General features: G+C 63.2%; 21 protein-coding genes. 15 read left to right on the forward strand and 6 right to left on the reverse strand.

The features are described from left to right. Window positions 1-28 precede the first annotated feature (28 nt). On the forward strand, window positions 29-1,372 hold the full coding sequence (gene gdhA / locus LPB072_RS14775; RefSeq protein ID WP_066084376.1) for an NADP-specific glutamate dehydrogenase: 1,344 nt from the start codon (window positions 29-31) through the stop codon (window positions 1,370-1,372). 76 nt (window positions 1,373-1,448) lie between these two features. On the opposite strand, the gene LPB072_RS14780 is transcribed toward gdhA, so the two are convergent. Genes LPB072_RS14780 through LPB072_RS14795 form a run of 4 tightly spaced genes read right to left on the reverse strand, consistent with a single transcriptional unit; the run spans window position 1,449 to window position 5,135 of the window. Further along, window positions 1,449-2,582, reverse strand: a complete 1,134-nt coding sequence (locus tag LPB072_RS14780; RefSeq protein WP_066084375.1) for an ABC transporter permease — start codon at window positions 2,580-2,582, stop codon at window positions 1,449-1,451. Further along, complete coding sequence (locus LPB072_RS14785) at window positions 2,579-3,517, reverse strand: ABC transporter ATP-binding protein (protein WP_066084374.1); 939 nt, start codon at window positions 3,515-3,517, stop codon at window positions 2,579-2,581. Before LPB072_RS14785 ends, LPB072_RS14780 begins: the two co-directional genes overlap by 4 nt. Then, complete coding sequence (locus LPB072_RS14790; RefSeq protein WP_082876666.1) at window positions 3,514-4,497, reverse strand: HlyD family secretion protein; 984 nt, start codon at window positions 4,495-4,497, stop codon at window positions 3,514-3,516. The genes LPB072_RS14785 and LPB072_RS14790 overlap by 4 nt, the downstream gene beginning before the upstream one ends. After that, window positions 4,494-5,135: a TetR/AcrR family transcriptional regulator gene (locus LPB072_RS14795; RefSeq protein WP_157694102.1), complete on the reverse strand. Its 642-nt coding sequence runs from the start codon at window positions 5,133-5,135 to the stop codon at window positions 4,494-4,496. The genes LPB072_RS14790 and LPB072_RS14795 overlap by 4 nt, the downstream gene beginning before the upstream one ends. Before the next feature lie 129 nt (window positions 5,136-5,264). Here LPB072_RS14795 and LPB072_RS14800 point away from each other — a divergent pair, with 129 nt between their 5' ends. From LPB072_RS14800 to glk, 14 genes are all read left to right on the forward strand, one after another. Continuing rightward, entirely contained in the window at window positions 5,265-6,107 is an 843-nt protein-coding gene (locus LPB072_RS14800; protein ID WP_066084372.1) for an alpha/beta hydrolase, read from the forward strand. Window positions 6,108-6,326: 219 nt separating this feature from the next. Next, entirely contained in the window at window positions 6,327-7,574 is a 1,248-nt protein-coding gene (locus LPB072_RS14805) for a multidrug effflux MFS transporter (protein ID WP_082876701.1), read from the forward strand. Beyond that, window positions 7,571-8,557, forward strand: coding sequence for a tRNA (adenosine(37)-N6)-dimethylallyltransferase MiaA (gene miaA / locus LPB072_RS14810; RefSeq protein WP_066084370.1), 987 nt, complete (start codon window positions 7,571-7,573; stop codon window positions 8,555-8,557). Before LPB072_RS14805 ends, miaA begins: the two co-directional genes overlap by 4 nt. After that, complete coding sequence (locus LPB072_RS14815; protein ID WP_066084369.1) at window positions 8,554-9,201, forward strand: ABC transporter ATP-binding protein; 648 nt, start codon at window positions 8,554-8,556, stop codon at window positions 9,199-9,201. The genes miaA and LPB072_RS14815 overlap by 4 nt, the downstream gene beginning before the upstream one ends. 335 nt (window positions 9,202-9,536) lie before the next feature. Continuing rightward, entirely contained in the window at window positions 9,537-10,448 is a 912-nt protein-coding gene (locus LPB072_RS14820; protein ID WP_066084368.1) for a carbohydrate porin, read from the forward strand. A 302-nt stretch (window positions 10,449-10,750) separates the two neighbouring features. Beyond that, entirely contained in the window at window positions 10,751-11,734 is a 984-nt protein-coding gene (locus tag LPB072_RS14825; protein ID WP_066084927.1) for a LacI family DNA-binding transcriptional regulator, read from the forward strand. 374 nt (window positions 11,735-12,108) lie between these two features. Then, window positions 12,109-13,116, forward strand: coding sequence for an ABC transporter ATP-binding protein (locus tag LPB072_RS14835; protein ID WP_066084366.1), 1,008 nt, complete (start codon window positions 12,109-12,111; stop codon window positions 13,114-13,116). A 62-nt stretch (window positions 13,117-13,178) separates the two neighbouring features. Then, window positions 13,179-14,480, forward strand: a complete 1,302-nt coding sequence (locus LPB072_RS14840; RefSeq protein WP_066084365.1) for an ABC transporter substrate-binding protein — start codon at window positions 13,179-13,181, stop codon at window positions 14,478-14,480. 377 nt (window positions 14,481-14,857) lie between these two features. Beyond that, window positions 14,858-15,862, forward strand: a complete 1,005-nt coding sequence (locus tag LPB072_RS14845) for a carbohydrate ABC transporter permease (protein WP_066084364.1) — start codon at window positions 14,858-14,860, stop codon at window positions 15,860-15,862. Then, on the forward strand, window positions 15,859-17,043 hold the full coding sequence (locus tag LPB072_RS14850; RefSeq protein ID WP_066084363.1) for a carbohydrate ABC transporter permease: 1,185 nt from the start codon (window positions 15,859-15,861) through the stop codon (window positions 17,041-17,043). Before LPB072_RS14845 ends, LPB072_RS14850 begins: the two co-directional genes overlap by 4 nt. Before the next feature lie 80 nt (window positions 17,044-17,123). Then, the gene (locus LPB072_RS14855; protein ID WP_066084362.1) at window positions 17,124-18,482 is read left to right on the forward strand and encodes a GH1 family beta-glucosidase; all 1,359 of its coding nucleotides are present in this window, start codon (window positions 17,124-17,126) and stop codon (window positions 18,480-18,482) included. A 51-nt stretch (window positions 18,483-18,533) separates the two neighbouring features. Beyond that, entirely contained in the window at window positions 18,534-20,198 is a 1,665-nt protein-coding gene (locus LPB072_RS14860; RefSeq protein ID WP_066084361.1) for an alpha-glucosidase, read from the forward strand. Between the two features lie 107 nt (window positions 20,199-20,305). Beyond that, on the forward strand, window positions 20,306-21,664 hold the full coding sequence (locus LPB072_RS14865) for an MATE family efflux transporter (protein ID WP_231943263.1): 1,359 nt from the start codon (window positions 20,306-20,308) through the stop codon (window positions 21,662-21,664). A 60-nt stretch (window positions 21,665-21,724) separates the two neighbouring features. Next, the gene (glk, locus tag LPB072_RS14870) at window positions 21,725-22,735 is read left to right on the forward strand and encodes a glucokinase (RefSeq protein ID WP_066084359.1); all 1,011 of its coding nucleotides are present in this window, start codon (window positions 21,725-21,727) and stop codon (window positions 22,733-22,735) included. Window positions 22,736-22,792: 57 nt separating this feature from the next. On the opposite strand, the gene LPB072_RS14875 is transcribed toward glk, so the two are convergent. Next, on the reverse strand, window positions 22,793-24,031 hold the full coding sequence (locus tag LPB072_RS14875) for an ROK family transcriptional regulator (RefSeq protein WP_066084358.1): 1,239 nt from the start codon (window positions 24,029-24,031) through the stop codon (window positions 22,793-22,795). A 41-nt stretch (window positions 24,032-24,072) separates the two neighbouring features. After that, a complete protein-coding gene (locus LPB072_RS14880) occupies window positions 24,073-24,525 on the reverse strand; it encodes an RbsD/FucU family protein (RefSeq protein WP_066084357.1) in 453 nt (150 codons plus the stop codon). Window positions 24,526-24,680 lie beyond the last annotated feature (155 nt).

A 24,680-nucleotide genomic window follows, 5' to 3' on the forward strand; every position in this document is an offset into this window, starting at 1 on the left:
CTATGCACTGTTTTGGAACCACCTCACAATGAAATACGCATCGGCTCATCAATTCCTCACCCACGTCGCGGACCGCAACCCCGGTCAACCCGAGTTTTTGCAAGCCGTCACCGAAGTGATCGAGAGCCTCTGGCCCTTTATTGCAGTGCACCGCAAATACACTGGTCAAGGCCTGCTTGACCGCCTGGTGGAGCCCGAGCGGGTGGTGATGTTCCGGGTGTCCTGGGTCGATGACCGGGGTGACGTGCAAGTCAACCGCGGCTACCGCATCCAGCACAGCATGGCGATCGGCCCCTATAAGGGCGGTATCCGTTTCCACCCTTCGGTGAACCTCTCGGTGCTCAAATTTCTGGCTTTCGAGCAGACCTTCAAAAACGCCCTGACCACGCTGCCCATGGGCGGCGGCAAAGGCGGCGCCGACTTTGACCCCAAGGGCAAAAGCAACGCCGAAGTGATGCGCTTCTGCCAGGCGTTTGCCAGCGAGCTGTTCCGCCACGTGGGGTCTGACACCGATGTGCCAGCCGGCGACATTGGCGTGGGCGGTCGCGAGGTCGGCTACATGGCGGGCATGACCAAAAAGCTGTCCAACCGCGCCGACTGCGTGTTCACCGGCAAGGGCCTGAGCTTCGGCGGCTCGCTGATCCGCCCGGAGGCCACCGGCTACGGCACGGTGTATTTCGCGGAAGAAATGCTCAAAACCCGCAAGCTGTCTCTGCAAGACATGCGGGTATCGATCTCCGGCTCGGGCAATGTCGCACAGTATGCCGCCGAGAAGGCCATGATGCTGGGCGCCTCTGTGGTGACCCTGTCCGATTCGGGTGGCACGCTGGTCGACGAGGCCGGGCTTTCGGCCGAAAAGCTGGCCATGCTGATGGATTTCAAAAACAACCAGCATGGCCGCCTGGTGGACTTTGCGGTGCAGATCGGCGCCAAGTTTGAAGCCGGCAAACGCCCATGGCATGTGCCCGTGGACATCGCCATGCCTTGCGCCACGCAAAACGAGCTGGACGAAGACGACGCCGCCACCCTGATCAAAAACGGGGTGATTTGTGTGGCCGAAGGCGCCAACATGCCGACGACCATCGCTGCGGGGCAGCTGTTTGAAGACGCCAACGTACTCTACGCACCGGGCAAAGCCAGCAACGCCGGCGGCGTGGCGACCTCGGGTCTGGAGATGAGCCAGAACGCCCAGCGCCTGTCGTGGTCCCGCGACGAGGTGGACGCCCGCCTGCTGCACATCATGCAAGACATCCACGCCGCCTGCCTGGAACACGGGAAGGGCCCCAACGGCAAGGTGAGCTACATCGACGGCGCCAACATCGCCGGATTCGTGAAGGTGGCCGACGCCATGCTGGCCCAAGGCGTGATCTGAGCATGGCCCGCCGGCTCACCCGGGAGGCCGGTCCGGCGGCGTCCGGGTTGGGCCTCGGGGGCCGCGGCAGGCCCTTTCAATCCAGCGTCTGCCGGTAGCGCTTCAACGCCACCGCGCCCGCCACCGCGGTGAACAGCAACATGGGCCACAAATCGCCCCAGAGCTGCGGCGCCTCGGCGCCCTTGAGCATGATGCCGCGCACGATGCGCAGGAAATGCGTCAGCGGCAGCACCTCGCCAATGCTCTGCGCCCATAGGGGCATGCCGCGAAACGGGAACATGAAGCCCGAAAGCAGCATGGACGGCAGAAAGAAAAAGAAGGTCATCTGCATGGCCTGCAGCTGGTTGCGGGCGATGGTGGAAAACGTGAACCCCACGGCGAGGTTGGCCACGATGAACACACCAATCATCCCCATCAGCAAGGCGAAGCTGCCCAGCATGGGCACCTGAAACAACAGGTACGCCGCCCCCAGGATCACCGCCAGCTGCACATAGCCCATCACCACGTACGGCAGGATCTTGCCCACCATCACTTCAAACGGTCGCACTGGCGTGGCAAGCAGGTTTTCCATGGTGCCGCGCTCGCGCTCGCGGGTCATGGCCAGGCTGGTGAGCATCACCATGGTCATGGTGAGAATGGTGCCGATCAGGCCAGGCACGATGTTGTAGCGCGACAGGCCTTCGGGGTTGTAACGGCGGTGGATGCGCAGCTCAAACGGCGGCGGACCCGCGTTCAGGTGGCGCAGCGGCCCTTTCAGATCGTGCACCAGCGCCTGCGAACCCATTTGCCCCAAGGCGGCAATCGCGTTACCCGAAGCAGAGGGGTCGGTCGCGTCCACGGCCACCAACACCGCCGGCTTTTGACCACGCACCAGATCGCGCGAAAAATCCGGCGGGATCACGATCATGAACTGCACATCGCCCCCGGCCAGCAGCGCGTCGGCCTCGCGCTGGCTGGTGCCCTGGCTCACGATCTTGAAGTAGCCGGTGTTCTGCAGCGCCGTCACCAGGCTGCGCGCCATCGGTCCGGCGTCGGCCGAGACGATGGCGGTGGGCAGGCCTTTGGGGTCGGTGTTGATGGCGTAGCCAAACAGGATCAGCTGCATCACCGGCACACCCACCGCCATGGCGAAGGTGAGCCGGTCGCGCAGCATCTGCTGAAACTCCTTGATGAACACGGCCCAGGTGCGCGCGACGGAAAAGCGTTTCATGTTTGTGGCTTCGCCGCGGCGAAGTTGTCCTGGGACTGGTCGATCAGGCTGATGAACACATCCTCCAGGCTGGCCCGCGCCTCGCTCACCCGCAGCCCGTCTTGCCCATGCAGCGGCGCCAACGAACGCGCCAGCAAGGGCCCATCGCGCCCGGCCACATGCAGCGTGGACCCGAATGCCACCACGCTTTGCACCCCCGGCATCGCCCGCAGCCGCTCGCTCCAGACCTGCTCGCCCGCCCCCTCCACCGACCATACCGACAAACCTGCGCCATCCACGATCTCTTGCTCGCTGCCGCGCGCCAGGATCTTGCCGTAGGCGATGTAGACCAGATCGTGGCAGCGCGCGGCCTCGTCCATGTAGTGGGTGGAGACCAGCACCGTGATGCCCTGGGCGGCCAGGCGGTGGATCTCGTCCCAGAAATCGCGCCGGGCTTTCGGGTCCACCCCGGCCGTGGGTTCATCCAGCAACAGCAAGCGCGGTTCATGGATCAGGCAGGCGGCCAGCGCCAGCCGCTGTTTCCAGCCGCCCGAGAGCATGCCCGCCAGTTGGCTCTGCCGTCCTTGCAAACCCAGCCGCTCCAGCGCCCGGTCCACCGCCTCGCGGCGCCGCGGCAATTCGAACAAGCGCGCCACAAAGTCGAGGTTTTCACGAATGGAGAGGTCTTCATACAGGCCGAACTTCTGCGTCATGTAGCCGACCTGGCGCTTGATCGCTGCGGCCTGCTGGCGAAAGTCCAGCCCCAGACACTGGCCTTCGCCCGCATCGGGTTGCAGCAAGCCGCAAAGCATGCGGATCGTGGTCGTCTTGCCGCTGCCGTTGGGGCCGAGAAACCCGCAAATGCGCCCCTCGCCCACCTGCAATGCCACATCATCCACCACCGCACGACCGCTGTAACGCTTCGTCAGCCCCCGAACATCGATGGCAAGCTTCATGGGGTTCCACCAGCGAGCCGCTGCACATCCAGTGGTTGTCCTGGATGCAAACGCGCCGCGTCACCCGCGCTGGGGGTGGCCTCGACCATGAACACCAGCTTGGCGCGCTGCGCATTGGAATAGATCACCGGCGGCGTGAATTCGGGCCCGGTGGCGATGCGCGAAACCGTGGCAGCGACGGCCTGGCCGCAACCGTCACACCGCAACGAAACCGATTGCCCCAAGACCAGCGAAGCAATTTCGTCTTCGCGCACATAAAAGCGGGCCTTGATACCACCCGGGGGCAAAACCGACAACACCGCCTGCCCCGGTTGAACATACTCGCCCTCGGAAAAAAACACCTCCGCAACTTGACCGTCCACGGACGCATGTTGCTGCTTTTGCTCAAGCCGCCATATGGCCTGCCGCAACACCTGGTTCTGGGCCTCGGCCTGCGCCTGGGCCGCAGCCCGCTCGTCGCTGCGCGCAGGCTGCAGGCCAACGCGCAGATTGGCCTGCAGCTCGCTTACCCGCGCCAGGGATTGGTCTCGCGCGGCCCTGGCCGAATCGAGACTGGCCTTCGAGACAAAGCCCTTGTCCACAAGCTCACTCTGGCGCCTCCATGCGGCTTGCGCCAAAGCGGCGGCGGCCCTGGCCTGGGCCAGCTGTGCGCGGCTGGCCGCCAACTCGTCGGGACGACGGCCCTTGTCGGTGTTCGCGGCCTGCGCCTGAGCGGCCACCCAGCGTGCCGTGGCTTCGCCACGGGCGGCCAGTTCGGCCTGTGCATCGAGCGCAAACAAGGCGTCGCCATGCTTCACCCGGTCGCCCGCGCGAACCTGCAACCGGTCCAGCTGGCCGCCAATCGGCGCTGACACATAGACAAAATCACCCTCGACATACCCCGACCAGCTCTCTGGCGGTGGTTCGCTGCAAGCGACCAGCCCCAAGCCGGACAAGACACAACAAACCACGGTGGGCCATCGATAAGCTCCGGGAATCATTGAATGGTTCCTTTCTGAATGCGCAACGCCATCAAAGCCAGATCAACCCGGGCTTCAATCGCCTCGCTGGACAACACATCTGACACCAGTTGCCCAGCGGGCAGCGCGCCACCCAGCGGCAATCCCGTCAGGCGACCCACCACCAGAATGGGCGCAGCCACCGCCCCCATGAGAAACGCCATGCGCTGCATGGGCGCCAGTGGCGCAAGTTCGCCCGCCTGATCGGCCTCTTCCAGCAACCCTGTCACCAGATCCAAATGCCGCGGCGCATTGTTCTGCACGAAGGCCACGGCCACCGGCACCCCATTGCCCGCGTCAGACCAGATGCGACCGACCTGCGGGCCGTGCTCCAGAAGAAATTGGCCAATGAGGATCAACACACCTCGCAGCCGCTGCAACGGGGCTCCGGCCACATGGGCTGCCCCGCTGAGTTGCTCGAACATCTCTTCATAGAGGCTTTGCAGCACGGTGCGAAGAAACTGGTCTTTGCTGCCAAAGTGGTAATGGAACAGGCCGGGGTTGACGCCTGCGTGCTCCGCCACCGCCCTGACCGACAACCCCACGCAGCCATGCTCGGCAAACAACGCGCGGCCGCTGGCCAGCATGGCGATGTCGGCGTTCAAAGAGGGTCGTGGCATGTGGATTTCCTTGCTCCGCATTATTGGTCAACCGACCAATAATGACAAGAAACACGCACGCTGCGGGTCAACGGGGTTGCGTTTCCACTTCTCAGGAACCAACCGCGCCTGCCTGCGCTCGTACTGCCCATGAAACGCCTGCTGCTCCTTGCCATCGCCACGGCCGCCCTCGCTGCTGGCTGCGCATCTCTTGACGAACGCCAACGCGGCTGGATCTTTCAACCCTCTGACCGCAGCTGGTGGCGCGGCGAAGAGGCGGCGGCGGGCATGAGCGATAGATGGGTGGATTTCACCTCCAGAGAAACCGGCCAACCCGTCAGGCTGCACGGTCTCTGGCTGGCCAATGACCGTTTGGCCAGGGACTCGAAAGCGCCGGTGATGCTCTATTTGCACGGGGCCCGTTTCAACGTGACCGGCTCCGCCTTCAGGGCTCGCCGCATGCAGGAGCTGGGTTTCTCGGTCCTGTCCGTGGACTACCGCGGTTTTGGCAAAAGTTCGAGCGAACTGCCTTCGGAAACCATGGCCGTGGAAGACGCCCGCGCTGCCTGGGACTGGCTGGGCCGCGAATACCCAGGTCGGCCCCGCTACATCTTTGGGCACTCGCTGGGTGGCGCCATCGCCATCGAACTCGCCGCGCAAGTGGAAGACGAAGCGGGCACCCTGGTCGAAGGCAGCTTCACCTCCATCCCCGATGTGGTCAGCTCCTACAAATGGGGATGGCTACCCGTTGGCCCGCTGATCACCCAGCGCTTCGAAGCGGTCAAGCGGGTGGCCGATATCGGTTCGCCCCTGCTGGTGGTGCACGGCAGCGAGGACAGAACCATTGCGCCCGAGCTGGGAAAAAGGCTGTTCGACGCAGCAAAGGGTCAAAAGCGCTTTGAGCTCGTCGAAGGGGGCTCCCACCACAACACCAATGCGGTGGGCCAACCGCAGTACCGGGTCGCGATGGCCGAGTTGTTCGGCCTGCGCTGAACCGTTGTCCGGCCAGGAGTCCGGGCCTCCGGCGGCACCTTGACACCCGGTTCTGGCTGTCTCCAAGGTCCATCGCAGACGGGTCAGGCAGACGGTGAAACCGCAGTTCCACTCACAAGGCATGGCGGCTGCGTGCGGTTGACGGCCGGCGAATGCCAAGTCCGTCGCTCTCCAGCGCCATCTGCTAACCTCCAGCGCATGCCCGCCCAGACCCCCTCCATGGCACCCTCACTCGTGGTGCTCGTGCTCTCCCTGCTGCTGGGCCTGCAGCCCCTCACCACCGACCTCTACCTCCCGGCCCTGCCTTCGATCACGCAGGGCTTTGGCGCATCCATGCCGCAGGCACAGCTCACGCTGACCGCCCTGCTGCTCGCCTTCGGTATCTCCCAGATGGTTTGGGGGCCGCTGTCCGACCGCTTCGGGCGCCGCCCCATTTTGCTGGCCGGCATGGCCATCTACGTGGCCGCCTCCATCGGCAGCGCCCTGGCGCCGACCATGGAGGCGTTGATCGGCTGGCGCATTGCCCAGGGTGTCGCCATGGGTGCGGGTGTGATGTGCGCCCGGGCAGTCGTGCGCGATTTGTATGAGCCTACCGAAGGCGCGCGCATGATGTCCAAAGGCCTGAGCGGCCTAGGCGTGATCGCCTGCATCTGTGCGCCGTTGGGCGGCTTGTTGAGCGAAGTATTCAACTGGCGCGTGGCCTTGGCCGCGCTGGCGGTTTTTGGCGCGTCCACGCTGGCAGTGCTGGCCTGGCGCTTCGAAGAAACCCTGCAACCCGGCAACCGGCAACCCCTGACCCTGAGGCCTCTGGTGCGCACCTGGATCACCATCATGCGCAACCGAACCTTCTGGGCATTCGCCATCCTGGCCACCGCCTCGTATGCAGGCCTGTTCACTTTCCTCGCTGCAAGCCCATTCGTTTTCATTCAGGTGCTGGGTCTGTCCAAAACCCACTACGGCTTGCTGATGTTCTCGATGTCGCTGAGCTATATCACCGGTACCTTTATCTGCCGCCGCTTGCTGGTGCATTTCGGCGTGCGCCGCACCGTCGCCATTGGCGGCGCACTCACCCTGACCGCCGGCACGTCCATGGGCGTGATGGGGCTCATGGGGATTCAGAGCATGTGGTCCATCATGGTGCCTTTCTACATTTTCATGATCGGCCACGGTGTACACCAACCCTGCGGCCAGAGTGGCGCGGTCAGCCCATTCCCCAGATCGGCAGGCGCGGCCTCGGCGCTGAGCGGCTTTCTGATGATGGTGGCGGCCTTCGTGATGGGCGGCTGGCTGGGCAAAAGCCTCGCCGGCATCGCACAAGGTCAGGGCAGCGTGCTGCCACTGACCAATGGCATCTGGTTCTGGAGTGTGGTGATCTCCACCACCGCCTGGACGCTGGTGCAGCGCTACGGCCACGTCACAACGGCGCCCCAGCGTGAGGCGGTGGCTGTTGCGCCGGCGGCGCCATGACCCGCTCAACCCCCCTGCCCCCTCCCCGCTGCCTGGCCGTCGCGGGCCCCACCGCCAGTGGTAAAACCGCGGCAGCCCTGGCCATCGCCCGGCGGTGGCCGGTCGAGATCATCAGCGTCGACTCGGCCCTGGTCTACAAAGGCATGGACATCGGCACCGCCAAACCCACACCCGCCGAACTCGCTGCGGTGCCCCACCACCTCATCGACATTCGCGACCCCTTGCAGGCCTTCAGCGCGGCAGAGTTTGTCGCAGACGCCACGCGCCTCATCGCCGAGATCACCGCACGCGGGCGCACACCCCTGCTGGTGGGCGGCACCATGCTGTATTTCAAGGCGTTGATGCAGGGGCTGGACGACATGCCCAAGGCCAACCCCGGTGTTCGTGAAGGCATCGAAGCCCGGGCCCAGGCGCTGGGCTGGCCCGCACTGCACGCCGAGCTTGCCAAAATCGACCCTCCCACCGCAGCCCGACTCTTCCCCAACGATTCACAGCGCATTCAAAGGGCGCTGGAGGTGTTCGAGGTGTCCGGGCGCCCGATCTCCAGCTTCCAGACCGGTGGTGACCTGGCCCACGACAACCCCATCGCACCCGGCGCCTTGCTGGCGCTGGAGCCGGTAGAACGTCCCTGGCTACACGAACGCATTGCCCAGCGCTTCGATGCCATGCTGGCGGCCGATTTCCTGCGCGAAGTCAGAGTGTTGCGCGGGCGCGGCGATCTGCACGCCGATCTGCCATCCATGCGCTGCGTGGGCTACCGCCAGGCCTGGGAGGCACTGGACGCCAATGGTGGCGCCGAGCTCAATCAGGCCCAATTGGCCGAGTTTCGCGACCGGGGTATCTTCGCCACGCGGCAATTGGCGAAGAGACAAATCACCTGGCTGAGGTCGATGCCTGCGCGGGTTTCACTGCCTTGCGATGCGCCCAATGCCCTGGATCAAACCCTGCAGTGGGCGTCGGCCCGGCTGGATGCAACCGCATGAGCCTCGTGATCAGCAACCTGGGCAAACGCTACGGAACCACCCCGGTTTTCAGCCATGTCAGCCTCACGGTAGCGTCAGGCGAATTCCTCGCCATCGTGGGCGAGTCGGGGGTGGGCAAGTCCAGCCTGCTCAACTGCATGGCGGCGCTCGACGACTGGAGCGAAGGTTCCATCGTCCATGACGGCGTGAACCTGGGCGCCCTCGATGAAGTCCAGCGTGCCCACTGGCGGCGCGAGAAACTCGGCTTTGTTTTTCAGGCGTTTCACGTGTTGCCGCATCTGGATGTGGCGCAAAACGTAGGCCTGCCGCTGCTCTTGCTCAAACGACCTGACCCGGCGCGCGTGGCCAGCATGCTCGAAGCGGTGGGTTTGGCTGGCCTGGGCGAGCGGCTGCCAGCCCAGCTCTCGGGCGGCCAGCTTCAGCGGGTAGCAATTGCCCGCGCGCTGGTGCACCGGCCGCGATTGTTGCTGGCCGACGAACCCACCGGCAATCTTGATCCGCAAACGGCGGCGCTGGTGATGGACGTGCTGCAACAACAGGCTCAGGAAAGTGGCGCATCGCTGCTGCTCGTCACCCATTCGGAAAGCGCTGCGGCCCGCGCCAGCCGCCTGCTGCGGCTCACCGCGACCGGCCTGATCGGCTGAACGCATCCCCCAAGGACCACAGGACAGGTCGGGAACGTCGCAGTGCAGCGACCGCTGCGCTTTGAACGCACCCGGTCACGGGTGCCCAACGGCCCCAAAACCGGGTTTTCATGCAATGGATTGCATCAGCATGAACCAATCTACGTTGTATTTTTGCAAAAAGCCCGGTTACGTACCGGTTACAGAGCACAAATTCGGGGTTTTCCCTCAAAGCAATCGTTTGCATGAATGCTCGAATGTGAACACCTCGCCAACAGAAAGTTCCGCGAATTTGCGGAATTCAAAAAGAGCGAAGGTTGTTTTTTTTCAAGCACCTATAACCTCCGGAGACCCTCATGCAAAACGTTTTCAAACTGGCCGCCGTTGCAGCCCTGTGCGCCACCGCCATGGCAGCCCACGCCGAAGCCACCTTCGACGCCAACCTCGAACTCGACACCACCTACACCAACGCAGTGGATGCACCGGCTTCCAACGCCCGCGACAGCGATCTGGGCATGGGTGGTCGCATCGAATTCAACATCGGCGGCAAGGCCACCAACGGTGACGCGTTTGTTGCCGGTCGTGCCAGCTTGCTGATCAAAAAGGACGGCGACACCGGTGTGGACGACATGTGGGTTCAGTTTGGCAACGCCGGTATGGACGTGAAGCTCGGCCGCTTTGAAGCAACCGACCTGTTCCCTGTCGGCAAAGACACGGTTCTGGAAGAAGCCGGCTACAGCGCCTACCGCGCCAACAAGCTGCGCGGCCGCTTCGGTAGCGACTCCGCCCACGGCGCCCTCGGCATCAACGCAGGTCCAGCCCGCATTGAAGTCGGCATGGTCTACAGCAAGGAAGATGGCGAAGCGCGCGGTATCCGTCCTGCAGTCGTGTTCACCACAGGTCCTGTCACGCTGCGCGCCGGTCTCGAGTCGGTCAAAGTCGTTGGCACCGACGGCAGCAACACCGGCGTCGGCCTGTCCATGGGCTACGCCCTGTCGAGCGATGCGAGCATCAACGTCAACTTTGCCAAGATGGAAGACGACAAGGCGTTTGGCGTGAACGGCACCTTTGGCCCTGCCGGCATCGGCATGATCTACGGCAAAGGCGCCACCTCGGCCGACAAGGTGACCACCGTGTACGCGGCTTACAGCCTGCCATTGTTTGGCGTCAAGGGTGCTACCGTGACCCCGGCAATGAGCTACTCCAAAGGCGGCACCGGCACCGACAACCAGATCGCAGCCCGCGTGCGCATCAATTACGCGTTCTAATCTTTTGGTTCTAAGGCGCGCCTGCGCTTTCAGAGGTGCGATGGGGTGTTCAGATTTCGCCCCTTTGCACGTTTTTCCTCCAGGCAATCAGTTCGCCCGGGCACCCACAAAGTGTCCGGGCTTTTTTTTGCCAGCCATTTGGAGGCCTATGGCAAAGGGTGACAGCGTGCTGTCACCTTGAGATGTGAAAATGCCGTCATATGCCTCAAAACCAGAAAAAATCCGAGCCAAAGAGCGCGCAAAGCAGCAAAGCTTCGGTCCCCCTTTCGCGCACAGGCGGCAACCCCGGCCAAAGGGTTCAGATGGCCGATATTGCCCGGTTGGCTGGTGTGTCCACCGCGACCGTCTCGCGCGCGCTCAGTGGCAGCCCATTGATTCCCGAAACCACGCGTCAACGCATCGCAGAACTCGCCAGTTCCCTCAATTACCGGGTCAATGTCAGCGCGGCCAACCTGCGCAAGCGCGATGTGCAAACGGTGGGGGTGGTGATCCTGGGCGACAGCATGCAGGCCATTTCAGATCCCTTCCTGCTCAGCATCCTGGGCACGGTCGCCGACACACTCGATGAGCACGGCATGAGCCTCCTGCTCACACGGCTGAAGGAGGGGCAAACGCACCGCCTGTCAGAGATGGTCGAAACCGGGCAGGTCAGCGGGCTGATCGTGATCGGCCAACTCACCTGGCACGACCACCTCAACAACCTGGCTGCCCGAGGCATTCCCATGGCGGTATGGGGTGCCTGTCTGCCCGACGCGCTGTACCCCATGGTGGGAGGCGACAACGAACAAGGTGGCTACCTCGCCACGCAGCACCTGACCCGGCAAGGCTGCCGAAGCATCGCCTACTTTGGCGATATCACCCACCCAGAAGCCGGCGCGCGCTACCAGGGCTATTTGAGGGCCCTGCACGAAGCCGGCCTCGAGGAAGACCCCCGGCTGCAACAGTCGTTTCTGTTTGGCGATACGCGCATCCGCGCCAGCATCGATGCATGGCTCAACAGGAAACTGAAGTTCGACGCCATTTTTGCCGCCAGTGACGTCACCGCCATCTCGATTCTCGGAGCGCTCAAAGAACGCGGCATCACCGCACCGGACCAGGTGAAGGTCGTCGGCTATGACGACATTGCGCTGGCCGAACACATCCACCCCTCGCTGAGCTCTGTGCGGCAACCGACCGTTGAGGCCGGCAAGGCACTCGTCGAACTGTTGCTTGAGGCGATCGCCGGAAAGCCCAAACGCACCGTGGTGCTTCCCGCTCAGCTAGTTGCACGCGAGAGCAGCCAGTAAAGGCGCCTGGCGCACCATCGCCACCTGAGCGCCGAAGGCAGCCGGAAGCAGGCAGCAGCGCCGCAAGGCATCGACAGTGCGCGCGCACCAGAAATAAAAGGCCCGGACAGGGGGGCAACGCCCATTGGCTTGCCCGGTGACAGCCGCGCCCTTCGTCATCCACCCTTGCCCCTGTGCCCCGAACCACAGCCCGTCGGAATCCTCCATCCACTTTTCAGGTTACGTCCCTGCATCAAGTTGCAAACATTAGGGCAAACCCGATCATGCAATCGATTGCATCAGTGATTCAATAACGCCTGTTCCTGCTCGAAAAAGGACGGCGCCTGTTCCCCGCCGCGCTACTTTTTCAGCAGACGGTCCACTGGATACAACTCATGAGTCAATCTGATCTGCGCTTGCGCAACCTGAAAAAGAGCTACGGCCGCGTCGATGTCATCCACGGCGTGGACCTCGACATCGAGCCTGGAGAGTTCGTGGTGTTTGTGGGCCCATCGGGTTGTGGCAAAACCACCCTCTTGCGCATGATTGCCGGCCTCGAGGACATCTCCAGCGGCACGCTGAGCATTTCGGGCCAGGCGGTCAATGACCTGCCACCCTCGGAACGCGGCGTGGCCATGGTGTTCCAGAGCTACGCGCTCTACCCCCACAAAACCGTGTACGACAACATGGCCTTTGGGCTGAAGATCGCCAAGGTGCCCAAAGCCGAGATCGACCGCAGGGTGCGTGAAGCCGCAGAAATCCTGCAACTCAACGACTACCTGAAACGACTGCCCAAGGCGCTGTCGGGCGGCCAGCGCCAGCGCGTGGCCATTGGCCGCGCCATCGTGCGCAACCCCAAGGTGTTTCTGTTCGACGAGCCGCTCTCCAACCTCGACGCGGCGCTGCGCACCAAGATGCGGGTGGAGCTCGCCACCTTGCACCGGCGCCTGGGCTCGACCATGATTTACGTGACCCATGACCAGGTGGAGGCCATGACCCTGGCCGACAAGATCGTGGTGCTCAACAAAGGCCGCATCGAGCAGGTGGGCCACCCGCTGGAGCTCTACAACAAGCCTGCCACGCTGTTCGTCGCCGGCTTCATTGGCTCGCCGCAAATGAATTTCCTGGGTGGTGCCTTTGCCAAAGAGCGCGGCGCGGCCACCGTGGGCATTCGCCCCGAACACCTCAAGGTGCTCGCCGGTGGTTCGATCAAAGGCCACCTGCGCCACGCTGAAAAGCTGGGCAACGAGACCTTCGCCTACGTGGACGCAGGGCCTCTGGGCGAAGTCTCGGCGCGCATGGAAGGCAGCCTGGCGCTGGAGCCCGGAGAAGCCATCTCTCTGGGCTTTGCACCCGAGCAGCTGTACCGCTTCGACGCCGATGGCCGCAGCGTGCACACCTGAATCCATATCAACCAGATTAGCTTCGCGGATGGGCCGTGGAGCGGTAAGAGGAGCATCAAAAGATGTACAAAAAAACCGCAGTTGCCGGGGCCACCGCCTTGGCCATGTTCTCCCTCGTGGGCACCGCTTCGGCGGCGGACTACAAGGGTCCCGACCTCAAAGGTGAGGTGGTCACGATCACCTGTCCGTGGACCGGCGCCGAAGAGGGCTCGTTCAAAAAGGTCATCGCAGGCTTCGAAAAAGCCACCGGCGCCACGGTGAAGCACGCTTGCTCACAAAGCTCCGAGCAGCAGATCGTGATCGACATCAAGGCCGGCTCGCCGTCCAACATCTCGGTTTTCCCGCAGCCCGGCCTGGCCGCCAACATGGCCGCCATTGACGGCTTGACGCCTCTGGGCGACAAGGCACGCGACTTTGTGAAAACCAGCTTCGCCGCGGGATCGTCCTGGGCCGACCTGGGCACCTACAAAAACAAGGCTGGCAAAGAGCAGTTCTACGGCCTGTTCTACAACGTGAACGTGAAGAGCCTGGTCTGGTACAACCCCGACAACTTCAAGGAAAAGGGCTACAAAGTGCCCAAGACCATGGAAGAGTTGCAGGACCTGACCAAAAAAATCGCGGCCGATGGCGGCAAGCCATGGTGTATCGGCCTGGGCAGCGACGCAGCCACGGGCTGGCCCGCCACCGACTGGGTCGAAGACATGATGCTGCGCACCCAGCCACCCGAGGTGTACGACGGCTGGGTCAGCAACAAGATCAAGTTCAACGACAAGCGCGTCGTCGAGGCCATTGACGCCTACGGATGGTTCGCCAAGAACGACGCTTACGTGGACGGCGGCGCCAAGGCTGTGGCCACGGTGAGCTTCAAAGACAGCCCCAAAGGCTTGTTCGGTGCACCGCCCAAGTGCTACATGCATCGCCAGGCCAGCTTCATCCCTGCTTTCTTCCCGGAAGGCAAGGCCGACGAAGCCGACTTCTTCTACTTCCCGGCTTACGCCAGCAAGAAGCTGGGCAACCCGGTACTGGGCGGCGGCACGATCTTGACGATCACCAAAGACAGCAAGGGCGCCAAGGCCTTCATCGAGTACATGCAGCACCCCCAGGCGCATGAAATCTGGATGGCCGACGGTGGTTTTCTGACGCCTTTGAAGACGGTGGATCTGGCCAAATACAAGACCAAAGCCCAGCGCAAGCAAGGCGAGATCCTGCAAAACGCCACCACCTTCCGCTTTGACGGTTCCGACCTGATGCCCGGTGCAGTTGGCGCAGGCAGCTTCTGGAAAGGCATGGTCAACTATTCGGGTGGCCAGTCCGCTCAAGACGTGGCCAATGAGATCCAGAAGAGCTGGGATGCTTTGAAATAGGCTCCCCCCGCGCCGCCTTCGGCGTCACCCCCCAGGGGGCGATGCTGGCGGCCCGGGGGAGCCGGTTCCACGGCATCCTGAGTTGGGGCACGCACTCCGGCTGCATGGACTGACTCCCCCGCGCCGCCTTCGGCGTCACCCCCCAGGGGGCGATGCTGGCGGCCCGGCGGAGCCGGTTCCACGGCATCCTGGGTTGGGGCACGCACTCCGGCTGCATGGACTGACTCCCCCGCGCCGCCTTCGGCGTCACCCCCCAGGGGGCGATGCTGGCGGCCCGGCGAAGCCAGTTCCGCTGCACCCTGGGTTTGGGCCCATGCTCCGGATACCTTGCGAGTTTCGTCAGCTTTGATCCTTTTTTCCTTTCCGCATCGACCACCATGACCGATCAGATTCTTCAAACCGTTTTGGCCGTGGTGGTCAGTGTGGGCTTTTGCCTGCTGTATTTCGCGGGTTCCAACTTCGTGCTGGACCGGATCGTTGCTCTGCCGTTTGCCACGCGCAACCAGCGTGAGGGCATTCGCGCTGTGGTACAGCCCTGGTTGTTCCTGATTCCTGCGCTGGCGTTGCTGGGCGTGTACCTGGTGTATCCGCTGTTTGAAACCGCGCGCCTGAGTTTCATGAACGACACCGGCGAGCAGTTCGTCGGTCTGTCCAACTACCAGTGGGTCTTTGCCGACCCCAACTTCCTGATCACCATCCGCAACAACTTCCTGTGGTTGCTGGTGGTGCCTGCGGCTGCCACCCTCATGGGCCTGATCGTTGCCGTGCTGGCCGATCGCGTCTGGTGGGGCAATGTGGCCAAGACCATGGTCTTCATGCCGATGGCGATCAGCTTTGTCGGCGCCAGCGTGATCTGGAAATTTGTCTTCGATTTCCGTGGGCCCGATGCCGAGCAGATCGGTATCCTGAACGCGCTGGTGATGGGCATGGGCTGGGAGCCCCAGGCATGGGTCACCGTGCCTTTCTGGAACAATTTTTTCCTCATGGCCATCCTGGTCTGGATCCAGACCGGTTTCGCCATGGTGATTCTCTCGGCCGCCCTGCGCGGTGTGCCCACTGACACCATCGAGGCCGCCCGCATCGATGGCGCCAACGAGTTGCAGATCTTTTTTGAAATCATGGTGCCGCAGGTGCTCTCGACCATCCTCGTGGTCTGGACCACCATCACCATCACCGTGCTCAAGGTATTTGACATCGTCATGGCCATGACCGGCGGTCAATGGGACACCAGCGTGCTGGCCAACCTGATGTACGACTGGATGTTCCGGGGCGGCGGCGACTACGGGCGCAGCTCCACGCTGGCCATGGTGCTGATGCTGGCGGTGATCCCTGTGATGGCGTTCAACATTCGCCGCTTCCGCGCCGAGGAGGCACAACGATGAAAACCAAAAGCCGTTTCAGCTTCGGCTCCTTGGCCGCCCACGCCTTTTTGCTGGCCATCGTTCTGGCCTGGGTGCTGCCCACCTTTGGCCTGCTGGTCTCCAGCTTTCGCGACCGCGCCCAGATAGTCTCCAGCGGCTGGTGGACGGCCCTGTCCACCCAGACCCGTGCGGACATGCGACGCACCGCGGGCGCGCAAAGCGTCAAGCAAGAAGGCAACCAGTGGGTCATCACCGGGCGCCTGGTGCCCGAAGACAGCGAACTGCGCATGAGCCGCTTTTCCATGAAATCGTCCACCCCCGGCGAGTTCCCGGTGGGCACGCCGATTGAACTGGCCGACTCCCAGGTTTTTGACGATGAAGACGGCCAGCCCGATGGCACCATGGTGGTTCAGGCCGATGGCCAATACCGGCTGGCGCTGAACAAGCCATACGAGGACGATCGCGGCGTCCGGGTGTTCTATGTCGCCGAAACACCTCCCTCATTCGTCGCCACCAACTACCAGAAGGTGATCGATTCCGAAGGTGTGGGCCAGGCATTTCTCAACACCTTCAAGGTCACCATTCCTGCCACCTTCATTCCCATCCTGATCGCGGCTTTTGCGGCCTATGCCTTCAGCTGGATGGAGTTCCCCGGACGGCGCTGGTTGTTCGTGGTCGTGGTCGGTCTGCTGGTGGTACCGCTGCAAATGTCGCTGATCCCCCTGCTGCGCATGTACAACGAGCTGGGACAGACACTGGGCATCGAATCGAAGTCCTACCTCGGGGTGTGGCTGGCCCACTCGGCATTCGGTTTGCCGCTGGCGATCTACCTGCTGCGCAATTACATCGCCGGGCTGCCGCGTGACATCATCGAGAGCGCGCGCATGGACGGTGCCACCCATTTCCAGATCTTCACCAGCATCGTGCTGCCGCTCTCTCTGCCTGCACTCGCCAGCTTTGCGATTTTCCAGTTCCTCTGGGTGTGGAACGATTTCCTGGTCGCCCTGGTCTTCCTGGGCAAAGCGCCCGATCAGGTGGTGCTCACCATCAAGCTCAACGACCTGCTGGGTTCGAGGGGAGAGAGCTGGGAAATCCTGACCGCCAGCGCCTTTGTATCGATCGCGGTGCCGGTGATGGTGTTCTTCTCCCTGAAACGCTTCTTCGTGCGCGGCCTGTTGGCCGGCTCGGTGAAAGGCGGCTGAGCCGCAAGCCGTTTCGCTCCCGCCCCCACTGCTTTTGATTCATACAACCATTCGCTTTTCGCGGAACATCCCAACACGCCATGTCTGCTCCTAATTCCATTGCGCTGCCTCTTCCCTTCGAATGGGGTTGTGCGACTTCCGCTTTTCAGATCGAGGGCGCTGCCTCTCTTGGCGGCAAACTGCCCAGCATCTGGGACGACTTCTGCACCCAACCGGGCAACATCAAGGATGGCAGCAATGGCCTGACCGCCTGCGACCATGTGCACCGCATGCGCGACGACGTGGCCTTGATCGCCGACCTCGGTTTTCGACACTACCGGTTTTCCATCGCCTGGAGCCGTGTGATCAATGAACGGGGTCAGCCCAATGCCGCTGGCTTTGACTTCTACAAGCGTCTGCTCGACGAGCTCGCACGCAAGGGCATCACCCCCAATGCCACCCTGTTTCACTGGGACCTGCCCTCCCATCTGAAAGGAGGCTGGCTCAACCGCGACACCGCCTACCGCTTTGCCGACTACGCCCGTTGTGTGGCCAGGGAACTGGGCGATGCATTGCCTCGGGTGGCCACGCTGAACGAACCCTGGTGCAGCGCCTTCCTGGGCTATGACCTCGGCGTGTTTGCGCCCGGTCATCAGAACCGCGAAGAATCGCTGGCGGCGGCCCACCACCTCATGCTGGCCCATGGACTGGCCATGCAGGCCTGGCGTGGCATGCGCGACGACACCGCCTTGGGTATCGTGCTCAACCCCGAACTTTGCGACGCCGCCAGCGACAACCCAGCAGACCGGCAAGCCGCCCGCATGGCCGAACTGGAGCGCAACGATGTGTTCCTGAACCCCTTGTTCGGACGCGACTGGCCAGCAGAAATGCAAACCCAGATCGGCTCATTGGCAACAGTGCGCCAGGAAGGAGATCTCGCCATTTGCGCTCAGCCCCTGGACTTCATCGGGTTGAACTACTACACGCGATCGGTTGCGCGCGCACCCCGAAGCGCCCATGAAAAATCACGCGGCTACGCATTTGTGCCGCCCTCTGGCGATGCGCTGCCCCTCACCGACATCGGCTGGGAGATCTGCCCTGAGGGACTTGGCCGGATGGTGCGCAACCTCACCGGGCAATGGCCATTGCCGCCGATCTGGATCACCGAAAACGGCGCCGCTGACAACACAGAGGTTGGCGCAACCGGTGAATGCCAGGACACCTTGCGCCTGGGTTATCTGCAATCGCATCTGGCCGAGCTGTCACAACTGGTCCAATCGGGCTTTGATATCCGTGGCTACTATGTCTGGAGCCTGATGGACAACTTCGAATGGGCTCACGGCTATACCCAGCGATTCGGCGTGGTGCATGTGGACTACGCGACTCAGCAACGCACACCCAAAGCCAGCGCACACTGGCTCAGCGACCTGATGCGCCGGCAATCGATCGATGCGGCCTGATCCCGGCACGCAAGCTTTCCACCTCAATCCCTTTCCCTGTATTTCCTTCCCATGCAAGAAGTCTCAAACAATGCGCCCAACAGCGGCTGGTGGCGCGGCGGCGTGATCTACCAGATCTACCCGCGCTCATTTCAGGACAGCAACGGCGACGGCATCGGCGATCTGCCGGGCATCACGCAACGACTGGAACACATCGCTGCACTCGGCGCCGATGGCATCTGGATCTCGCCCTTCTTCAAAAGCCCGATGAAGGATTTCGGCTACGACGTCAGCGACTACTGCGACGTCGACCCGATGTTTGGCACCCTGGACGACTTCAAGCACTTGCTGGGCCGCGCCCATGCGCTGGGTCTCAAAGTCATGATCGACATGGTGTTGTCGCACTCCAGCGACCAGCACCCCTGGTTCACCGAGAGCCGCAGCAGCCACGACAACCCGCGCGCCGACTGGTACATCTGGGCCGATGCCCAGCACGACGGCACGCCGCCCAACAACTGGCTCTCCATCTTCGGCGGCAGTGCCTGGCAATGGGACACCCGCCGTTGCCAGTACTACATGCACAACTTCCTGAGCTCGCAGCCCGATCTCAACTTCCACAACCCCGAGGTGCAACAAGTCCTGCTCGACACGGTGAAATTCTGGCTCGACCTGGGGGTAGACGGCTACCGCCTGGACACCGCGAATTTTTACTTTCACGATGCGCAGTTGCGCAACAACCCCGGCCGGGGTGCGCCCGATCTGGCCAACCCCGATCCCGCCGTCAACCCCTTCAACCCCTACGCGCGGCAATGCCACGTGTACGACAAGAGCCAGCCAGAAAATCTGGCGTTTCTGCAGCGCCTGCGCGCCCTGCTCGACCAATACCCCGACACCACCATGGTGGGTGAAATCGGTGACGACGACGGCCTCGCCCGCCTGGCGGAATACACCCGCAGCGGCCCCAACGGCGAACCACGCCTGCACATGGCCTACTGCTTTGATTTCCTCGGCGAAAACCACAGCGCGCCGTTCCTGCACGGCATCTTGCAGCGCTTCATCACCGAAGTGGGCGACGGCTGGCCCTGCTGGGCCCTCTCCAACCACGATGTGGTGCGCTCCGCCACCCGATGGGGCGGTCCCACGCCCCATCCGCAGCTGATCCAGACAGCCCTGGCTTTCCAGGCCAGCCTGCGCGGCACCCTGTGCCTTTACCAAGGTGAAGAGTTGGGTTTGCCGGAAGCCCAAATCGCCTACGAAGACCTGCAAGACCCCTACGGCATCACCATGTGGCCCGAATTCAAGGGACGCGATGGCTGCCGAACGCCCATGCCCTGGAACGACCAGGAGCGCCACGGCGGCTTCTCGACGGCCGAAAAACCCTGGTTGCCAGTGGCAAACGAGCACCTTGCGCTGGCCGTGGCCCGCCAGCGTGTCGATCCGCACTCGACCCTGATGCAGTTCACGCGCCTGCTGCATTGGCGCCGCACACAGCCGGCGCTCCTGCAAGGCAGCATGACCCTCCTGCCGTCCGATCCGCAAGCGCTCGCCTTTGTGCGGGAACATGCGTCGGGCAGCCTGCTTTGCGTCTTCAACTTTTCCGGGCATCCACTGCGCTGGGCCGTACCTGGCAACTGGGCACCCGCCACGCTGCTGACAGGGAGCGGTCTGGAGGGGGCACAACTGCATGGCGGGCTCCTGCACCTCGAACCGTGGAGCGCTGCGCACCTTTCGAATTGAGCTGGAGCAGTGGGCACCTCGCCCGCGGCTTCGGCCTGGTCAACCGGGCGTGAATTCTCCCTTTTTCTGGCGATGTATCTCCGGCCACTCTGGCAAGATCGATGGCAATGAACACCCGCCCCAGCCTCAACGCAGTCGCTGCGCCGATTTTTGGCGAATTTCTGCTCGGCATGACCGTGGCCTTCGCCGGGCTCTACCTCGCGTCGCACACCTCTGACGCCGCCGCAGGAACCTTCGGCCTGACCCAGCAAGTGCTGGAAACGCTGTTTGTCATTTTTCGGGTGCTGGCCATTGGTCTGGGCATCGTGGTGACCCAGTCCCTCGGCAGCCGCCGAATCGAGGCCGCGAAACGCACCGCCTACATGGCCTTGAGCTCGAGCACATGGGCTGGCCTGCTGGTGGTCGCGCTCATGGTTTTCGGGCGCTCCGCCATTCTCGAAGTGCTCAACGCACCGGCGTCCGTCATCCCCCTGGCGATGACCTACATGCTGCTGCTGGCCCCAGCCCTGCTGCTGGAGGCCTACAACCTGAGCATGGCATCGGTGTTGCGGGCGCACCTGTTTGCCCGCGAGTCGCTGTTCATCATGATCGCCATGCACGGCACCCATCTGCTGCTGGCTGTGTTGTTCATGCAAGGCCTGGGCGGCTGGGAAGGCTGGGGGCTCAACGGCTATGCACTGGCCTATTTTTTGAGTCGGGTATTTGGTCTGTGGATGCATTTGAGCTTCTGGCGCCGCCGCATGGATCTGCACCCGAACCGGCGACATTGGTGGGCCCTGTCCTTGCCGGCCATGGCGCCGGTGTTGCGCATCGGCGTGCCCGGTGCCGCTTTGGAACTGGGCTACCGGCTGGCATTCATGGTCTCGCTTTCGGCCACTGCGCGCCTGGGCGTGGCCGCGCTGGCGACCCACTCCTACACCTTGCAAACACTGAAATACGTGTTGCTCATCAGCATGGCCATTGGCTGGGCCTGCGAGATCATGGTGGGCCGTTTGCTGGGGGCCGGCCGCTTGAAAGCCGCCGATGCCATGGTGCGCAAGGGTGTTCGAAACGGCATGCTCGCCTCGGGGCTTCTGGCGCTGGCCGCCGCCATCGGTGCACCCTGGATCATGCACGCCTTCACCCGCGATCCCGCCATCATCGCGGCCGCGCAACAGCTGCTGTGGATGTCGGTGGTTCTGGAAGTGGGCCGTGTGTTCAACCTGGTCGTGATCGGGTCGCTGCGCGCCACCGGCGACGTGCACTACCCTGTCATCGCCAGCCTGGCTTCATTCGTCCTGATTCTGGGCCTGGGTTCCTACCTGTTGAGCCGCCTCTGGGGTTTGCCCGGGGTGTGGCTGGCGTATGTGATCGACGAGTGCCTGCGTGGCGCACTCATGTGGTGGCGCTGGCAAGGGCGCGGCTGGTTGCCCCACGCCAAGCACTACCTCAAATCCTCGCGCCACGGCCCCACCGGGGACCCTTGAACGCCCCTCAAAAGTCACCTCCATTTCCAACCCGCCCTTGTGCCGATCCCGCTTTCCCGCATGTCTCATCAACCTGATTTCTCTTCTGCCCTTCGCTTGCTGGCCGACGTTGGGGGCACCAACGCCCGCTTTGCATTGCAGGCCGGATCGCACGGCGAGATCGCCCACATTCAAACCCTGCCCTGCGCCGACCACGCCACGCTGGGCGACGCCATCCACCATTACCTGTCCCTGCAAACCCGGGACCAGCGCCCTGTTCTGGGGTCCATCGCCATCGCCAACCCGATTCAGGGCGACCGCGTGCAAATGACCAACCACCATTGGTCCTTCTCCATTTCCGAGCTGCGCGAGTCGCTGGGCCTGCAACGGCTTGAACTGCTCAACGACTTCACCGCCCTCGCGCTGGCACTGCCCCATTTGCCGGCCGCCGATCTGCGGCAGATCGGCGGGCGACCCGGCGTCTCGGCACAGGCCAGCAAAACCGCACTGGGATTGATCGGGCCCGGCACCGGGCTGGGTGTTTCGGGCCTGGTGCCCGACGGGCGCGGAGGCTGGTACCCGTTGCAAGGTGAAGGCGGCCACGTCACGCTGGCGGCCACAAACGCGGCGGAGCATGCTGTTCTGGCGCTGCTGCAGGCCCGCTACGGCCATGTTTCTGCCGAGCGCGCGGTGAGTGGTCAAGGGTTGGGCAATCTGTATGGCGCATTGATCCAGCGCGACACCGGCCTGTGGCCAGTTCAGTTGCCTACCGCGGCTGAGATCAGCCTCGGCGCGATCAACGGCGGTGATCCGCGCGCCCATGAAGCCCTCGATCTGTTTTTTGCCTTTCTGGGCAACGTGGCCGGCAACCTCGCACTCACCCTGGGCGCCTGGGGCGGCATCTTCCTGGGCGGCGGCATCTTGCCGCGGCTCGGATCTCGCCTGGAACAATCTCAATTCCGTGAGCGGTTCGAAGCCAAGGGCCGTTTTGAGAACCACTTGAAGCAGGTGCCGGTCTGGGTGATCGAAGCCCGGCAATCACCGGCCTTGCTGGGTGCGGCCAGGAAGCTGGACATGGCCACAGAGGGGTAGCACTGGCAAGAACGCCGCAATCAGGGCCACGGTGCCAGAGCCTCTCGCCGGGCGGGCTCAGACCTTCAGGAAGATGTCACGATCAGGCGCAAAACAGGCATGCAATGGCAACAGGGCGCCACCCAGCGCTCGGGCGTCCGAACCAATGCTGCCGGTCTCCAGCCGGGGCAATGCCTGCAAGCCCTCGGTGTTGTACGCAGTCAGTGCGTTGCGGGTTTGCGCCAGCAGCGATTGAAGCAGTGCGGGTGCGACCACCCCATCGATGACCACCGCATCCAGATCCAGGAACGCCGTGCCCGAGACGATGCAATGCGCCAGTGCCAGGGCCGCATGGGCCATCCACTCTTGCGTATGGGGCAGCCAGGCGGCCTGCATGGCGCGCTCGTCGTAAGCGGCCATGGGATCAAGCGCGCGCTCCCGAAACCGCTGCTCCAGATCCCACAAAGACGCCTGCCCCACCAACTGGGGCGGCACACCGTTGCCCACGCCGGCGACCCCCAGGGGCAATGAGGCCACCGCACCGGCATTGCCGCTTTGCCCACGGTGAAGGTGGGAATGAAGCACCAGACCACCGCCGATGAAGGTATCCAGAAACAGATACAGGAAACTCGGAATATCGCGGCCCTTGCCTTGCAGCAGCTCGGCCACGCAAGCGGCCGAGGTGTCCTTGGCAAAACTGACCGGGAGCTCGGTCATCTCTTGCACGCGTGCGCCCAGGTCGATACCGTTCCAGGCGTTGGCCTGCGCATCGGTGAGTCCCAGCATGCGGTGCCAACCACCCATCTGAAAGGGTGCCGCCACGCCAACGCCAACCACCCGGTCACGCAGGCCATCGAGACCATCGAGCAGTTTATGGAGATTGGCCTCTATCGCGGGCAAGAGCAGGTCAGCGTCAGGAAAGGGGTAATCGAGCACGATGCGCTGGCGCACACGGCCGGTGAAATCCACCAGCAACCAATCGGTGCTGCGCCGACCAATCTTGATGCCGATGGCAAAAGCACCGTCGGGATTCAAGCTCAGGGGAACAGAGGGCTGGCCCACACGGCCGCGAACCGGCGCCTGTCGAATCAGCAGGCCGTCTTCGTCCAGCCGCGCTGTGATCAGGCCGATGGTTTGAGCTGTGAGCCCGGTGAGCCTGGCCAACTCCGCTTTGGGCGCACTCCCGTGTGCCCGCAAGGCCTGCAACACGACGCGTTCATTGAACTGCCGCATGCCCCCCTGGTTCGAACCGCGCTGACGCAAGCGCAAAACAGCATCGTCGGGCAGATGGGGGGTTGGGAGCAAAGTGTCAGACATGGTTCGGTTGGCGACAAGGCTAGTTTGCCACTGCAAGCGGGTCAGGGGCGAAGCGCCTCTCCCATGACACCCTTGCGCAGCAAGAAGTTGCTCCAGGGCTGCAGCTCACCGGTCACCACGATGGCGTAGGCCGCACGCACACGCTCATAAAAGGCATAGCGCTCGACCGCTTCCAGTTGCTCGTCCTGCAAGCCCTCCTGCGTCAAAACAGCGATCGACTCCCGCTGCACCGCCGAGCGGTAGGTGGCCTCCCGGCCACACACCCGCATATAGGCCACAGGCTGTGGCACATCCTGGGCCAGCGGCAACACGCTGGCCACCGCCCTCATCACCCGGGTCATGCCCACCCCTGGCAAGCGAACCAGCGGCTTGCCGGCACCCAGACTCATTGCGGTGAAATTGGCATCGGCAAGCACGATGGCGTCGTCGTGACCCATTTCGGCCAGCAACTTGAGCAGATCGGGACTGAGCAGAGGGTCAATGCCTTTGAGCATTTTTGTCTTTCAAAACGTCAACAAGGGCCAGCGCCAAAGGCTCTTGCCTCCAGGCGGCGGCCGGCATGGAGCGAGCGGCACGGCCTTGCCCCTGTCGCAACGGTTCTGCCAAACGGGCCGTTTCCGTCGACTCCAACGGCGGCCTCTGCGCCTGG

The sequence above is a fragment of the Hydrogenophaga crassostreae genome, assembly GCF_001761385.1.
Taxonomy (GTDB): domain Bacteria; phylum Pseudomonadota; class Gammaproteobacteria; order Burkholderiales; family Burkholderiaceae_C; genus Hydrogenophaga; species Hydrogenophaga crassostreae.